Here is a 16,577-nt window from a genome sequence, read left to right on the forward strand (position 1 = left end):
GGTATGAAAATCAGTCATCTCACATATACCGGTATAATGCTAATTGCTACCTGCTCCATGAGCAGTTGCAGGAAGTACCTTGATACGCCCACAGATAACAGTCGCACTCCCCAAACGGTGGCAGACTATACTGAAATACTGAACGGAGAGGGATGGAACAGGAACCTGTCGCCGGACGGCGATCTGTTTCTTTACTTTCTTGATATGATGACAGCAGATGTGGAAGAAGTCATTGGGCCGGCGCAATCGTTTGATGAAAAAGGGCCTTATTCCGCTTTTTACACCTGGCAGAATATATACGATATCCAGTATGATGAAAGACAATCCCCTTCGGATATCCTGAATAATACCTGGCTTGGGTTATACAGGATTATAAAAGCATGTAATATTATTACGGATAAAGGAGAGAAAATTGAAGGAGATCTTTCCGGGCGACAATTCCTGCTGGGCGAAGCTCATTTTTCGAGAGCGCTGGCCTACTATTACCTCGTAAACATCTGGGGAAGGCCCTATGATCCTGCGAACAGGGCAGATTCAATGGGGGTGCCCCTCTCCGTCAGCAGCACGCTTGTAAATACACATCTGCCCAGAAGCACTGTTATTGCTGTGTACAACCAGATCCTGGAAGATCTCAATACCGCCCTGAAGTATGTGCAGGAATCGGGAAAAACAAGCAGTATCTTTCATTACTCCCCGGCAGCAGTATACCTGCTCCTTTCACGTGTACATCTTTACCTGCAACATTGGGAACAGGCCGCTGCCTTTGCAGGCCAATGCCTGGAAATCAGGTCTGCTTTGCAAGATAATACCACGCCCAGAACCAGCATGTCCGATTTTTATACCCGCATGCTGGGAGCAGCCAACCCGGAAATCATCTATACTTTTTATAATGATCCCAACCCCACTGCCTTCAACAATTTTGGAAGCGGAAACGGGTACGGCTTCAGTGTTTCATCAGACCTGCTCCGGCAATATGATTCCACGGACCAGCGATTGGGCGGTTACTATTATAGCAACAATGTTGTGGTGATCCCCAAAACAAGTGGTATTTACAGCGGAGCCTACTGTTTCTCCTTCCGCACTTCCGAAGCATACCTGAACAGGGCCGAAGCCAATGCTCACCTGGGTGAAAATGAAAAGGCCATCGCAGATCTTGATCTCCTGCAAAGTCGCCGCGTAAAAACACCCACCCGATCGAGGCAAATTAACCGCGGAACATTGCTGGAAACAATATTGCTGGAGCGAAGAAAAGAACTGGCTTTCCAGTTGCACAACTGGTTTGATCTGCGCAGAACCACGGCCCCTTCCATCACACATTATTTTACGCCGGTTATTAACCAGCAGGTGCGCCCCCGCGAGCGATTTGTACTTGAAAAAAATGATCCGGGTTACACATTGGAAATACCCGTCCGTGCGCTGCAGGCCAACCCGGCATTAAAACCGCTTGGCCTTAAACGGAGGTTGCCGTTGTAATAAATTTGCAGCAGTAATAATACTGCCGCCTGTTCACATTGATTTATAACCGATGCCTATGTACCACACTTTTACTACTGACGGATAAATGTTTCTGCTGAAACACGATCCGAACCAGCTGAATTTGGAGATTCAGGGGCCACTGCGTTGCCCGCTGCCACAATGAAATAATTACCATTAAAAACCGCTAATGCCGGCCGCCTTAATCGTTTGGTTGGCACACACACTTTCCCGGTGCCGAACATTCTGTAAAGGTCCATAGTTATATGGGTTATAAATTATTAAATCCCTTCCCTGGTAGTCAGGAGCAGTTTTGATTCCAGGCATTCATTAAAACAGCAGGCCTGCTGTTCACTGGTTAAACTTTGTTATAAATCTTTTGGTTGGTAAATGAAATTAGGTTCGATATACAACAGGCGACAAATAAAAAGGGGTGATCCGAAAAAAAAATTTCTGTTACCGGTCACCCTTTTTTATTTATCGCCTGTCGTACAGTTAATAAGAGTGTTCAATTATAGTAAAATGATAAAGAGCAAGGAGATCTCACCTAGCTTCACCTTGGTATTTCGGTATAAACATCCACTAGCCAAATGATCTCATTTGGCTATGTTTCTCATTTCGGTACAGTTGAATGCACATTAATTAACCCCGGCAAAAGGGCATCCTTAAAAAGGTGCCCTTTTCTGCATTTGAAAACCTTTTAGCTGCTTAAATGTTTATAGATAATACAGGGAGTGCCACCTGTTTTTAACTCTCCCCGAATGGTTTAGGCCAACTTTTACGCAAATAGATTTTAACTATTTAATTATAGAAATTAATTGAGTTCATTTATTTTACAATACCATTACCTTTATCATCCTGCACAAATACAAGGTGCAAGTAATTGTTCACTCAATACAAAACTTGTAAACATGGGAAAAGAATCAAACGACATCAGTAAATGCCCTTTTCATAATGGCAGCATGAAACTCAACGTTGGCGGAGGCGGCACCAGGAACCGTGATTGGTGGCCCAATCAATTAAAATTAAGTATCCTGCGTCAGCACTCGCCCTCGTCGAACCCGATGGGTGAAGACTTCAACTACGCCGAAGCATTTAAAAGCCTCGACCTGGAAGCAGTGAAAAAAGATCTTCATGCACTGATGACCGACTCACAGGACTGGTGGCCGGCCGACTTCGGGCACTACGGCCCTTTGTTCATCCGCATGGCATGGCATAGTGCAGGTACCTATCGTGTGGGTGATGGCCGTGGAGGCGCAGGCTCAGGACAGCAACGTTTTGCCCCGCTGAACAGCTGGCCCGATAATGTGAGTCTTGATAAAGCCCGCAGGCTCCTGTGGCCCATCAAACAGAAATATGGCCGCAACCTCTCCTGGGCCGATCTGCTGATCCTTACCGGTAATGTTGCCCTGGAATCAATGGGCTTTAAAACATTTGGCTTTGCCGGCGGACGCGCAGACGTATGGGAACCGGATGAAGATGTATACTGGGGCTCAGAAACTACCTGGCTGGGCGGAGACCTGCGCTACGCGCACGGTTCCGAAGGCGTTCCCAAAGAGCATGGCGTTGTTTCCTCTGATGATGATGCAGATGGTAAGATCCATTCCCGCGACCTCGAAAAACCCCTGGCAGCCGTACAGATGGGCCTGATCTATGTAAATCCGGAAGGTCCTGATGGCAACCCTGATCCCATTGCAGCCGCTAAAGATATCCGCGATACTTTTGGCCGTATGGCTATGAACGACGAAGAAACAGTAGCCCTTATAGCAGGCGGCCACAGCTTCGGCAAAACACATGGCGCAGCTCCGGCCACGCATGTAGGCAAAGAACCGGAAGCTGCCGGCCTTGAAATGCAGGGCCTGGGCTGGAGCAACAGCTACGGCTCCGGTAAAGGCGCAGATACCATTACCAGCGGACTGGAAGTAATATGGACAAAAACGCCTACCCAATGGAGCAACAACTTCTTTGAAAACCTCTTTGGCTTTGAATGGGAACTGACCAAAAGCCCGGCTGGTGCACATCAATGGGTAGCTAAGAATGCCGATGACATTATTCCTGATGCATACGACGCTTCCAAAAAGCATCGGCCTACCATGCTCACCACTGACCTTGCCTTACGGTTTGATCCTGCCTACGAAAAAATATCCAGGCGCTTCCTGGAAAACCCGGAAGAATTTGCCGACGCTTTTGCCCGTGCATGGTTTAAATTAACCCATCGTGATATGGGCCCCCGTGCACGTTATCTCGGTCCGGATGTACCACAGGAAGTACTGATCTGGCAGGATCCTATTCCTGAAGTAGATCATCCGCTGGTCGATGAAAATGATGTTGCTGCCCTCAAAGCAAAAGTGCTCGCATCCGGTCTTACCGTATCCGAACTGGTATCTGTAGCATGGGCTTCCGCTTCTACCTTCCGCGGCTCCGATAAACGCGGCGGCGCCAACGGCGCGCGCATCCGGCTGGCACCGCAGAAATTCTGGGCGGTAAACAATCCCCCGCAACTGCAGAAAGTACTGGATGTACTGGAAGGTATCCGCAAAGAATTCAACGGCGCACAAAAAGACGGTAAAAAGATCTCACTGGCAGACCTTATCGTGCTGGCCGGCGCTGCTGCGATTGAGAAAGCGGCAAAAGATGCAGGAAGTACTGTCACCGTTCCATTTACACCAGGCCGTATGGATGCTTCACAGGAACAAACCGATGTTGAATCTGTCGGTCACCTGGAACCCGCCGCAGATGGCTTCCGCAACTACCGCAAATTAAGATCTGCTGTGCCCACGGAAGCGCTGCTGATAGACAAAGCCCAGCAGCTCACGCTTACCGCACCTGAGCTCACTGTGCTGATCGGCGGTTTGCGCGTGCTGAACATTAACTTCGACGGCGCAAAGCATGGCGTATTTACTTCACGCCCGGGCGTGCTTACCAACGATTTCTTTGTAAACCTGCTCGATATGCGTACTGCATGGAAGGCGCTGTCGGACGACAAAGAATTGTACGAAGGCAGCGACCGCGCTACCGGCGCCGCAAAATGGACAGCCACCCGCGCCGACCTGGTGTTTGGCTCCAATGCAGAACTGAGGGTAATTGCCGAAGTTTATGGCAGCGCTGATGCACAGGAAAAATTTGTGAAAGACTTTGTAGCAGCATGGAATAAAGTGATGAACCTCGACAGGTTTGATTTAGCCTGATAGAGATTTAAATAAGAGGAAAGGCCATCTTCTGTAAAATACGGAAGATGGCCTTTCCTCTTATGCATTACGTCTCTCCTAACGCTTTATAAACTTACGGGTATAACTCGTTTCCCCGGACCTGATCTTTAAAAAATAAGTACCCGGTACCAGTTCACTAACGTCAATGGATATACCGGATACTGTCTTCAAACGCTGACCTTTGCTGTCGTATACTTCGAGCACCGCATTATTATTCAGCCCGCTTACATAAAGCTTGCTGCTGGCCGGGTTGGGATACAACACAATGTCCTTATCCCTTTTTAATTTTTCATCTCCCGGAAAACCTTTTTGATATTGAACGGCAAATGTTCCGGCAGTATCTGCCGCCAGGCTATCTCCTGCCGGAAGCCCGTTTTCCTCACGGAGCAACTGGAAAAGATGATCAGGCCGTACTACAATATGATTTGAATCCAGCGAGTTCATTACATTCTTGAAGTTGGTGGGCTTCACATCCTGCCAGGGTTGCGCCTGGATGATAATAAACCTCGGCGTGGCACCATTCCATCCTGCAGAAGCAGCGGCAATGGCATCTTTCATAGCCTGCTCCCCGGTGCAATAGTTGCAGGAAAGCGGCATTCCCGGTAAACGCTGGTTATAAATACTAAGCGCGCCACCGGTATTCTGGGCGGTTAATCCCAGCAGTGAAGGCGCATAGGTGGCAAAGCTCTCTCCTACATTCTGGTTGATACCGCCTGTAATCGTATTCCAGACAGTAAGCACCCTGAAACCGGCTCTTTTATTGTAATCTTCTGTTTTAATAACAAACTGGTTTAACGTATTCTGATCAGGGAAATTATTAGGATATACATATCCATACCCGGAGGGGCCGGAAATCAGGTTATCGTTATCAGTGGCAGTTTGATGATAGTAGTTCAGTGCCCCGGGCATAGCATCAAGCATGGCGGGCGACAAGGTCCATCCCATAGGCACAGCGCCGCGGTCGGGATTACTCCATAGCTTGCGCATCAGGTGCTCCACGTATTGTAAGTTATCGCCGTCGCTTAGTATAAAGGCAACATAGATCTTGTTCTTCAGTGTTGGCTTTGGAGGGATAGGTTTGATGTTGACCGTTCTGGGCATGCCACTGTGCACTGTTAAATTGGTGGCATAATCACTCGCCACGGTGGCGATGCCATAGCTGGATGCCCTGGTGATACCGGCGCCTTCTTCGGGCCACCAGCCCATGTACGCCGATCCTGCCGGCATGGAAGATAAGAAGCTGTTCAGCAAAGCGCTTTCACCGCTCACAGCAGGATCCAGCCAGATTACAGCCGCGCCCAATGCGGTAGCGTATTCCCTTAAAGAACCCTGGTGCAGTTCGGGGCTTAACCCGATCAGTAAACGATGATCCATTGTGGGCCAGTAGGTGTTGTACAATGTTTGATATACCTGCAGCTTGCTCGTAAACTGCCCCCGCAGATCTGTTAGTATGGGAAGATTATAAGGCGCAGCCGTGAGCTTCGGTAATAAGGCAGGCGATGCAATGAGCGCTTTTTTATCTTTTGCAAGTGTTGTTGCCAGGTTAACGGTGGCCGTTTGCGCCGGGTCGTACACAATTAGACCGGATATTTCGCTGCGGTATTTGCTGATCAGCTCCCACCTGTCTGTATGTTCCGTCCATGTTAAACCCAGGGATTGCATCCAGGCATATGGTCCTTCCGCAAAGGCGTCACCTTCATAGGAAAAGATACGTGGCTGCGTTCTGTTCACAATGCCTTTCAGGGAACTGAACAGGTAAGTTTCCGCAGCGGCATCAGTTTGTTGCTGTACACCCACCCAGTCCACTTTTATATAAGCCGCTCCTTTCCAGAATACGCGCAGCTCTATAGAATGATTGGCAGCGGGCATTGTGAAGGGCAATTTAAAACTTGTATAGTTAGATGCTATAGTAAACTGCTGCCGGGTAATTGTTTGCGCTGCGAGGATGGCGCCTGTAGTAGCGTCCCTTACATCAATATCTACCACGGGATTATTATCTGCTGTATTGTTATCTATCTTCATGCGGAACTCCGCCATATTGGACCCTGCAGTAACAGAATTATCATATGGGCCATAAAGCATATGCTCATTTGCCGCGTCGATTCCAACCTGGCAAAGCCATCCATCTGTTTCAAGCCGCCCGGTATGATGCGCCATTTGCGGGCCTTCTGCTTCCCAGCGCCAGCTCAGCGGAGCGGTACCGTTATTGTAAAATAAATCCAGGTTGCCCGCCGTTGCGGGAAATGAGGGCAATAACTGACCTGCCGGCCATGTTACCTGCGCCACCGCCGCTGTGGTTAACAGCAATAAAGAAAAGGACAATGCTGTGAGGGTAAAAAAGGGTTTGATGTTGAAGGTCATAGTAATAGAATTTGGTTCAATGAATAACACGGGAATATAACGGGTTCATATGAGCCGTGGCAGCTCATGCCTACAGTTTATCATAGTATTTTTCCGGCGGCGCCGGGCATGCCTGTTAACAAAACATCTCTATCGCAATAATATAATAATATAGCGCAATTAATTTACAATTTCAGATTTTTCATACCCGGATACCACCTATCTTATCAGCGTGATTGTTCCCTTGAATTCAAATGCTTCCCCGCTTTCGCAGATAGTTTTCAGCGAATAGATATAGGTACCTATAGGCGCCACATTTCCTTTGTTCTTACCATTCCATCCTGAAACCGGTGCATTTACGGGGAAGTGCATATTTTCAAATACCAATGTGCCCCAGCGGTCGTAGATCCGCAGGTATTCTATTTCTTTCACACCTTTACCTTTGGGATAGCAGTATTCATTTTGCCCATCGCCATTGGGTGTAAATGCATTGGGCATAAACACTGCACCTTTACTGCAGGTAACGTGTACGGTTATATCATCGGAGGCTTTGCAGCCGAAACGGTTTTCCACTTCCAGCACATACCGGGTAGTGAGATTGGGAACAGCCTGCACAGCGCGGCAGGTGCTGCAGTCCAGGTCTTCCACCGGCGACCAGTTCCAGCGCACCACATCATTGCTCACGTTGGCTCCCAGTTGCACCGGCACACTGGCCATTGCCAGGATATCGCCACCCAGCATTACCGTTGGCAATGGGTTCACCTGCACCCGCAGCGATGCGTTGTCGGAAAAACAACCGTCCTTATCGTATCCTGTTACCTTGTAAGTATAGCTGCCAATGCTGGTTAAGCTGCCTGTTGGCGTGGCAATACCGGGATTATCAAGGCCAGGCCCTTCCCATACATAGCTATCAGCCCCGGTTGCCATCAGGGGGAGCTTATCGCCGATACAAAGCCCCGTATCAGGTGTAGCCCTGATGGTAAAAGGCTGCACCACGCGGATGCTGACATCGCCGGTATTAATGCAGCCATTATTGTCTGTCACTTTCACCTGGTAGGTGGTATTGGCAACGGGGCTTGCCTGGGGATTGGCAATATTGGGATTGCTCAGTCCTTCGGCGGGCGTCCATTCATATTTAACACCGCCGCTGGCCTGCAGCACCGTTGTGTTATTCAGACAAATAAAATCTGCAGGAGCCGTGGCTTTCGCGTCCGGTAAAGGGAGGATATTGATACTGTGATGCGCGGTATCTGTACAGCCTTCCTTATTGGTAACTGTCAGCGTTACATCTACCATGCCTGGTGTGGTAAACGCCTTATCTGCGGGCTGTTGTTTGTTATCGGTACCCTGTCCACCAAAATTCCATTTCCACGTAACATCGCCATCACCGGAAGTGCTTCCGTTAAAAGTTACGGGTACATCCCTGCAGGCTTTATCCGGGCCGGTAATGGATGCCCGCTGCACCGGCCGTACCAGCACCGTAGCAGATACTGTTTTTACACAATGATAGGCGGTAGTGGTAGTGAGCGTAAACTGATAGGTGCCTGGCTTACTCACGTGGAAGTTTGGTGTGGCGGTGTTTGCGCCTGTAGCGGTCACCGAAGGATCATAGGTCCACTGATAGGTAGCCGGCATTCCCAGGGTTATGGAATGGCTGGTGAAATCAGGATCAAAAGTGATATCGCCTTCACCGCATAGTTCCGTAGCGGAAGGATTCAGTTTTACATCCAGCTCATCTATTACGATCGGATCTTTAAGCAGGGCCAGTCCACGGCACCCTAAATTATCGGTAAGCAACAAGCGGGGATTATATATTCCTGGCTTCTTAAAGGTATGTGAGATCACTGTTTCTCTTGTTTGCTGTACAATACCATCTGTAAAATCCCAGCTGAAGGTGGCAGGCTTTGCATCGGTGATATTGAACACTACTTCCTGCTCATGACAGCCGCCCTGGGTACTTGCTGTTATTTCTGCAAACGGGCCTGTTACTATAATGGTTTCCGCTACCTGGTCTTCATCTCCATTATTTCCCTTTACTTTTAAAGTTACCTTATACTGGCCGGCCAGCGTGTAGGTATGTACGGGGTTGGCCTGGTCTGATGTGCTGCCATCGCCGAAATCCCAGAAGGAGCTGGTATAGTTGAAAGACTTATTGGTAAAGCGGAACAACATAGGCGCACAATTGCTGCCATCAACAAAGGAGGAAGTATAGGTAAAAGCTGCGCCCGTTTTTGTAACCTTGATCTCTTTTTCGGCAGTGTCTTTACAACCATTGTTATCAGTTATCCGCAGCTGTACTTTATACAAACCCAAATTGGCGTAGTTCACCACTGCCTTTTGAGTAGTTGAGGAAGAAGTTCCATTGCCAAAATCCCAGCGCACCGTTGCAATGGTGCCACCGATGTCTGTGGATTGATTGGTGAAAGTAACATTGGTACCGGGTGTTACCAGGTATTTATCTGCCACAAAATCTGCATTGGGGCCGTTCACCTGCAGGGTTTTCCCTGAGTAAACATTCGAGCAGCCTTCTTTATCGGTTACTTTTAATACCGGTTTGAAACGATAGCCTGCCGTGTCATATACATGTGTAAATGGCGGCGCTGTGAAGGTTTGCGAAGGTGTTCCATCACCGAAATCCCATTCCCATTTTGCCACTCCGCTGCTGTAGGTGAGGTCTGTAGCATCTGTAAAGGTTACCGCCGTACCGCGGCATTGCACACTTGATGGCAGGTTGTACCCCGCCAGCGGGCCACGCACCGCCACGTTCACCACGTTGCTGCTGTCGGTACAACCCTCCCTGTTGATGGCCAGCAGCTGCAAGGCCTGTTTGCCCGGCGCTAGGTTGGTAAACGGATAGCTGGTAAGCGTACTGTCGGGATAGGCTTTACCGTTAGCCTGCCAGGCATAGCCGTTAATGCCGTAGATATCCGGGTTATAGCTGCTGATCTTTGTATGCACAGTATCACTGCTGCACAAGGTGCTTTTATCTGCGGTGATGGCAACAGGTGAAGCTGCAATCACCTCCACTGTTCTCTCCAGCTTTGTGGTGCAGATACCGTCTGACACCGTGAGGCGTACCAGGTACCTGCCTGTTTTAGGGTAGGTATGGGTAAGCCTGGCGCTTCGTGTAGTGTAGGCCGTATCTGTTCCATCGCCCCACTCCCATTTCCAGGAAGTGGCCCTGGTGGAGCTTTCGTTAAACGTGGCGGTAAGACGATTATTACAATCCGCCGGGGCAACAGTGAAACGGGGAAATGGATCCGTAGCCTCTATGTATTGCTTTTTAGTCAGGGAATTACTGCAGGTACCGTTGAAAACGGTAAGCGTAATATCGTATATGCCCGGCGCCGTGTAACTGTGTTGAGACGTTGGACTGTTGTCCTGGCTGATGGTTTTATCTCCGAAATCCCATACCCATTTATCGCCTATATTCGACTGGTCCTTGAAATTTACCGTGGTATTACCACAAACCTTTGGGCTTTCAGGCGAGGAGAAATCTACCGTGGGTTTACGGTATATCTTTACATCCTGCTGGCATTTCACGGTTCCCGTACATCCGTTTACGGTAGTATAGGTAAGCGTTACCACGTAAGTGCCCTCTTTGGGATACACGTGTGCAGGACTGGCTTCTGCAGACTTAGCAGATCCATCTCCAAAATCCCAGCTGTAAGTTGCTATCAGGTCACTGCTGTTGCTGGTAGCGGTAAACGTTGGTGAAATGCCCTCGCATCCGCTGGCTTCCCTGGCAGTAGCCGTAACCAGGGTTTGTATCACAGGGATATCTGCTTCACTCCTCATCTGGCAGCCTACCGCATTGGAAGCCACTACGCTTACTTTATAAACACCTGCTGCGCTGTAGCTATGCACAGGATTTTGCTCCGTGGAGGTCTGCTGATCACCAAATGTCCATTGCCAGCCGGTTGCGCCTGATGAATTGCTGTTAAAGCTGACCGTAACCGGCAATGTGCAGGAAGGCTTATTATCACTGCTGATATTCACTGCCGGCGAGGCATTCACAGTGGTGGTTTTCTCCACCACCTGGGTACAGCTTCCGTAGGTGGTAGTTAACTTCACTTTCAGCGGGCCTGCTGCTGCGGGAGTATAGGCAATTGTGGCAGTATTTCCGCCGAAGGGCTGGCCATTGACCTCCCAGGCGTATTTATCCGGCTTAATACCAGTGGCCACAGCAGTGAAACTGTTGGCCCTGGCGGCGCATACAAGCGTTGGTATATCTATATCCGTGTTATAATTGGCCAGGTTAATATCGCTTACAGTCTTTGTATCAGAACAACCCAGTTCATTGGTTACAGTGAGGGTAATACTATGCCTGCCGGGAGTGGTAAAGGTGTGCTTCCCCGGATCTTTTTGTGTAGAAGTAGCGCCATCATCAAACTTCCAGAGATAGCTAAGGGTGCCGCTGCCGGTGGAGGTGTTGGTAAAAACCACGTCTGCCGGCGCCTGGCAGAACGTTTTCTGCGCCACCGTAAAATCCGCCCTGATGGCGGGCAATGCTTCCACTGCTTTTTCCCGCCGGAGAAAATTCGTACAGCCATGACTATTAGTAACCGTTAATGTTACCGCGTAATCACCGGCCCGGTCAAAGGTATGTGTGATGCTGCTGCCACTGCCATCAAACCCGTCGCCGAAGTCCCAGGCATATTGGGTAATGGTACCATCTACCGGGTCCGACTTATCAGTAAATGTAGTAGTAAAAGGGGCGCAACCGCCTGGAGGCACGGCGCTGAAGTTCACCTTTGGCTTACTCCACACATTGATGAAATTAGTTTTGGTAATGGTATTGGTAGTACCGGTAGCGTCTGTTATGGTGAGCCTAACGGTATAGCTGCCCGCTGTTACATAAGAAGCCTGCGGATTTTGTTCTGTAGAAGTAAAGCCATTGCCCAGGTCCCATTGCCAGGATACAGGGTTGCCGGTGGAATGATCGGTGAAGGTGGTGACCAGCAGGCCGCAATCGGCCGTATTGTTTGCCGTAAAATCCGCTTTCAGCTGCGCACGGGTAGTAAGAGCCATCAGACAAAAGGATAGCACAGACAGCGTGAAACAGGCAATAAAATTGCCTTTGGCGGAAATGGCTAGGTTCATCGTTTTTTCGGATATGATACGGACTCTCGATACAGTTGTACAGGCAATGTACAATTTTTCAGCCAATATGTACCATCTCTAAAAGGCTGGCCAAAAGCATTCTTGCTTTTGGGCCAGCCCATGGTTCTTCTTCTGACAAAATCAATGGTTGCCGGTAATATGGCTTGTTATGCTTCTTTACAAATTCATCACCGGCTTTGTTGATGTTTCCCCCTATAGATTCAAACGATTGATTGATCCTGTTAAGCGCGGCCTGGATCTGCGGCTGTACGGAAGTATCGCCGCTTTTCTCTTTTGTCCGCAATCCTATCAGTTCTTTGTAAGTTTCGCCTGCTATCTTTCCGTAGTCTTTCAATCCCTGCTCCACAGCTGGTTTCAGGCCTCCATCCACTTTGATGGTTTCTGTCCTGTTCACTTCCGCAATGGATTTATCCAGTTGCTCTACCCATGTTTTATGCACCGATTCCGCTTTGGCAATCACCCTATTGTTCATTCTATAAATACCCCTTATATGCAGAAGATAGCATCCCTTTTAGTGATTTTTGGCCTTTTATCCATTGTTACCGGTTTCTTTAACCATGTACACAGAATACTAATATGGATCTATAAATGGGGAGAAGGCCCTGCGTGGGGAATTAAAATAGGGTTGATCGTTTTAGGCTCGATTCTATTTGTGCTCAGCGGGAAGACGCAAAAGAGCTAATACCACGCGGAGATTGTCTGACGCGGATTTTGTCTGACTCAGGATTAAACTTATTACGCTGATCAGACTGATTGATTACTTTGGATTTTAAAAGATCAGGGGAGATTTGAGCGGATATTTTCTGCTTTTATCTTCCCTGGTTTTACCATGAAATGTTTACCTGCGGTGCGGAAGCCATAACAGCATCCGAACGGGGAAGTAAACTGTTTTACAATGCGGGGAATAGTGCGATTAGCTAAAACTGGCCCTGAACTCCAGCGGGGAAAGATCCGTTTTGCTTTTGAATAGTTTGCTGAAAGATTGCGGATGCTCAAATCCAAGTTCATATGCAATTTCACTGACAGACAGATCAGTGGTCGATAACTTCTCTTTGGCTTTCTCAATCAGCTTTTCATGAATATGTTGCTGCGCGGTTTGCCCGGTTAATACCTTTAGCAGGTTACTCAGGTATTTGGGCGAAAGGTTTAATGATTGCGCAATGTATTGCACCGTAGGCAATCCTTTCACTGCCAGGTCATCCTCCCTGAAATAATCAGAAAGCAGGTTTTCCAGCCTGTCCAGGATTTTATGATTGGTGATTTTCCTGGTGATGAACTGGCGGTGATAAAACCGTTCCGAATAACTGAGCAGCGTTTCTATTTGTGAGATGATGATCTGCTGGCTGAAATGATCGATATTGGAATGGTATTCCTGCCGGATGGCCTGGATGATATGATTGATGATCGATTCCTCTTTATCAGAAAGGAACAAAGCCTCGTTTACCGAGTAGTCAAAATATTCATATTGCTGGATGTTCTTTGCCAGGGCAGTATTCCAGAAAAAGTCCGGGTGGATCAGCAACATCCATCCAGAGCGTACTGCCGTGGCGTTGAGCTCCGGTTCTATTCTGAACACCTGGTTAGGCGCAATAAAAAACATCACGCCTTCATCAAAATCATATTCCTGCTGGCCATATCTCATTTTACCGTTCACGCCCCGTTTAATGGAAATCTGGTAGAAGTCAAACACCCAGTTGATGTCGCTGATATGGGGCGGCCGTTTCACATCCGCGTAATCCACCACGCTGATCAGGGGATGTTCCGGCTTTGGCAAGTCCCGGAGCTGATGGAACTCACTGATCGTTTTAACCCTTTGGGTTTTTATATTCGCCATCTTTTTCTATTAATATCTGTCTAAAGTTACACCAATAATTGCTCACAAATGGCACTGATGCGCCCGTGCATTATAGTGCCATTTGCGGCAATTAAAGGAGTTATGTTTTATTAAACGTGTTGCCAGGTAACGTACAAGGCGCTGGCCCGACGTTTAATTAAAACGGGTTATGCTTTATTAAATGCTGCTGCAAAATCCTTTGCAAAATCTTTCAGCTTTACTTTACCTAAAACCGGTTGGTGGCGGTAGTAGTCTTCATACAACACACCGCTGCCCTGGCTTGCCTGCATTTCCACAAAACCATTAGCTACCTGTGCATTCATTCCTGCTGCCAGCCAGCGTTCCAACAGCTTTGCATCCGGGATCACTTCCCATTTCAGGCCAGGCATACCGATGGCTTCCCCCAATGTGGCAGCCACTTCGTTTGGCGAAACTTCATCACTGGCAATATAGCGTATGGTTCTGCCGGCAAAGGGCTTCTCCATTTCTTCCGCAACCACCTCCGCGATATCCAGTGGTGATACCCAGGGTTCTTTTTTGTCTCCGCCATAGTTTGAAATGATGGTCCCCTGCGCTTTTATGTTCCTGATAAGTGAGAAGGTATTGGTATAAAAACCAACAGGGCGCATGAACTTAATGGAAACCTCATCCGGCAATTGCTTCAGTATAGTTTCCACATTGTAGTGAAAAGCCAGGATGCCATTTCCTTTACTCATGTGAGCGCCAATGCTGCTGAGATGCACAACGCGTTTCACGCCCGACTGTTCAACCGCCTGCTTATAGTTGTGGCCTATCTGGCTGATAGCGGCAATGAAATCAACTTCCGGGTCAAAGAAGCCGCCTGCAGCGTCTAGTGTTTCCATCAGGTAAACTATATCAGCTCCTTTAAATGTGGCGGATAAAAAACCGGCGTCTTCTATGGTGCCAATGGCGGCCTTTGCTCCAAGTGCTTCAATGTTTTTCTGCCTTTCGGGATTGCTGCTGATAACAGTTACCGAGTGCCCTTTTTCCACCAGCTCTTTTGTGAGTGGTTTCCCTATATTGCCTAAGGAGCCTGTAAGTACGATATTCATATGTGATTCTTTTGTTGATGCAAAAATCCGCCGGAATCACAAAATGACTGTAGCCTAAAGGCGCATTGTTGTAGCCAAAAGGAAGGGGCTATGCGGCAGTAATCCAGTACTTTATTACTGTCTGACCATGGTAAACGTCAGTTTATCCCCTTCCACCAATGAATTTTCTACATAATAGACCATGGTTTTGCAGTCGTAGCTGGCTACTGTACCGTTTAAGGTGCCGTCGCTGGTCAGAGTATTCCCTTTCACCTGCCAGGTGCCATGATCTGTCCCGGAAGGCGAACAAACAGTTCCTCCATCATTATAATCATAGGTACCATCGCTTTTCAGGGTTAGGATATCATCTTTCTCGCAATCCTCCATAGAAGCCAGGTAATCTACCGGCGCCGCTGTGGCACTTGCCCTATATTGCAAAGCCGTTAATTTATAGGATCCTGAAAGCCCGGTTGTGCTGATACTGCAGCCTGGTTCGCTGCTTTCTTCTTTTTTACAGGAAAACAGGACGCTGCCTGCTGCGAAGATCAATAATACCCATTTCATAGTAAATGTTCTCATATGTTTTGTTTGATGATAATACCCTCCTGTTACTGCCGATGGTTGGGTTAACAGCGAAAAAAATTTTTTTCTATCCCTACCCAACCTTTATAGAAAAATGCGGGTATTATTGATAAAATTATCCCGGATATTAAAAGAATCAGATGAAAAACACAGTATTAATAATAGCATTCGCCTGTTTAACCGGTTGTACCTCCATCAGGCTGGCTATTCCCGATACATTCAGGCAACAGGCTACCATGCTGCATGTGAAGGGAGCGAGAGGAAACAAGATGTCGTTCGGCCAGTTTACCACCTCCAGGATAAAAAGAGGCATCCATTTAAGTTACCCCGGCTGGGGCGGACGTGGGTTCTTCCTGGAAAACCTCCTCTGGAATAAGGTCGGCATCCAGAAAGCCGAGACGGTCACAAAAGAAAAAGCCAGGTTCCGCTATGCCTTGTCAGACGGGAACAATAGCGTGGAGATATATGCGGACGAAAAAGAGGTGACCAAAAAACTGGAGTATGAAGTAATTAATGGTAAAAGCCCTTTCAGTGGGTTTGAGCAGCTGCAGCAATATAAATATGTATTTTCGGCGCTGATCAGCGTGGATACTACGCAGGAAAGCAAAAACTGGGAATTACTGATGACTAATATCTACGACAGGAAAGCGGAAAATGACAAAAACCCGTTTACCTATATCAAACCGGAAGACAATGGCCTCGCAACAAATGGCGTTGATACCCTTTTTATAAGAGCATTAAGTATTAAAAGTACAGCCCTCGATAATGGTAAAACAGGAAAACTGCCATTTAAATTATTATCGGGTTATGAAATAAGCACCAGCGGCGGTGTAGTAGCCATTGTGGATATGATCGACCGCAATATATGGTTCTACAATGAGCTGGATGCTACGGAGAAACTGAACATCAGCGCCATTGGCACAGCTATCCTGGCAAGAAAGGTACATGATGCAAAATGGTAAT

Annotated in this window: 9 protein-coding genes; 3 read left to right on the plus strand and 6 right to left on the minus strand. The window is 48.0% G+C overall.

The window, feature by feature from the left end; genetic code table 11:
• Positions 1-3 precede the first annotated feature (3 nt).
• Positions 4-1,473: a RagB/SusD family nutrient uptake outer membrane protein gene (locus ABIE50_RS20405; RefSeq protein ID WP_209858061.1), complete on the plus strand. Its 1,470-nt coding sequence runs from the start codon at positions 4-6 to the stop codon at positions 1,471-1,473.
• A gap of 911 nt (positions 1,474-2,384) precedes the next feature.
• The gene (katG, locus tag ABIE50_RS20410) at positions 2,385-4,661 is read left to right on the plus strand and encodes a catalase/peroxidase HPI (protein ID WP_209858062.1); all 2,277 of its coding nucleotides are present in this window, start codon (positions 2,385-2,387) and stop codon (positions 4,659-4,661) included.
• A gap of 78 nt (positions 4,662-4,739) precedes the next feature.
• Here katG and ABIE50_RS20415 read toward each other — a convergent pair whose 3' ends face one another.
• From ABIE50_RS20415 to ABIE50_RS20440, 6 genes are all read right to left on the minus strand, one after another.
• A complete protein-coding gene (locus ABIE50_RS20415; RefSeq protein WP_209858063.1) occupies positions 4,740-7,043 on the minus strand; it encodes a T9SS type A sorting domain-containing protein in 2,304 nt (767 codons plus the stop codon).
• Positions 7,044-7,241: 198 nt separating this feature from the next.
• Positions 7,242-12,125: a PKD domain-containing protein gene (locus tag ABIE50_RS20420; RefSeq protein ID WP_209858064.1), complete on the minus strand. Its 4,884-nt coding sequence runs from the start codon at positions 12,123-12,125 to the stop codon at positions 7,242-7,244.
• 58 nt (positions 12,126-12,183) lie between these two features.
• Positions 12,184-12,618, minus strand: coding sequence for an LIC11966 family surface protein (locus ABIE50_RS20425; RefSeq protein WP_209858065.1), 435 nt, complete (start codon positions 12,616-12,618; stop codon positions 12,184-12,186).
• 441 nt (positions 12,619-13,059) lie between these two features.
• The gene (locus tag ABIE50_RS20430) at positions 13,060-13,980 is read right to left on the minus strand and encodes a helix-turn-helix domain-containing protein (protein ID WP_209858066.1); all 921 of its coding nucleotides are present in this window, start codon (positions 13,978-13,980) and stop codon (positions 13,060-13,062) included.
• A 167-nt stretch (positions 13,981-14,147) separates the two neighbouring features.
• Positions 14,148-15,053 (minus strand): NAD(P)H-binding protein, encoded by a 906-nt coding sequence (locus tag ABIE50_RS20435; protein WP_209858067.1) that lies wholly within the window; start codon positions 15,051-15,053, stop codon positions 14,148-14,150.
• A gap of 114 nt (positions 15,054-15,167) precedes the next feature.
• Complete coding sequence (locus ABIE50_RS20440) at positions 15,168-15,611, minus strand: lipocalin-like domain-containing protein (RefSeq protein ID WP_209858068.1); 444 nt, start codon at positions 15,609-15,611, stop codon at positions 15,168-15,170.
• A 143-nt stretch (positions 15,612-15,754) separates the two neighbouring features.
• Here ABIE50_RS20440 and ABIE50_RS20445 point away from each other — a divergent pair, with 143 nt between their 5' ends.
• A complete protein-coding gene (locus tag ABIE50_RS20445) occupies positions 15,755-16,576 on the plus strand; it encodes a hypothetical protein (RefSeq protein WP_209858069.1) in 822 nt (273 codons plus the stop codon).
• The last annotated feature ends 1 nt before the right edge of the window (position 16,577 follow it).

This window comes from Chitinophaga sp. OAE865 (assembly GCF_040546735.1).
GTDB lineage: Bacteria > Bacteroidota > Bacteroidia > Chitinophagales > Chitinophagaceae > Chitinophaga > Chitinophaga polysaccharea_A.

Coding starts and splice junctions, on each gene's coding strand:
- ABIE50_RS20405 (WP_209858061.1), top strand. CDS start 4: ATGAAAATCAGTCATCTCACATATACCGGTATAATGCTAATTGCTACC.
- katG (WP_209858062.1), top strand. CDS start 2,385: ATGGGAAAAGAATCAAACGACATCAGTAAATGCCCTTTTCATAATGGC.
- ABIE50_RS20415 (WP_209858063.1), bottom strand. CDS start 7,043: ATGACCTTCAACATCAAACCCTTTTTTACCCTCACAGCATTGTCCTTT.
- ABIE50_RS20420 (WP_209858064.1), bottom strand. CDS start 12,125: ATGAACCTAGCCATTTCCGCCAAAGGCAATTTTATTGCCTGTTTCACG.
- ABIE50_RS20425 (WP_209858065.1), bottom strand. CDS start 12,618: ATGAACAATAGGGTGATTGCCAAAGCGGAATCGGTGCATAAAACATGG.
- ABIE50_RS20430 (WP_209858066.1), bottom strand. CDS start 13,980: ATGGCGAATATAAAAACCCAAAGGGTTAAAACGATCAGTGAGTTCCAT.
- ABIE50_RS20435 (WP_209858067.1), bottom strand. CDS start 15,053: ATGAATATCGTACTTACAGGCTCCTTAGGCAATATAGGGAAACCACTC.
- ABIE50_RS20440 (WP_209858068.1), bottom strand. CDS start 15,611: ATGAGAACATTTACTATGAAATGGGTATTATTGATCTTCGCAGCAGGC.
- ABIE50_RS20445 (WP_209858069.1), top strand. CDS start 15,755: ATGAAAAACACAGTATTAATAATAGCATTCGCCTGTTTAACCGGTTGT.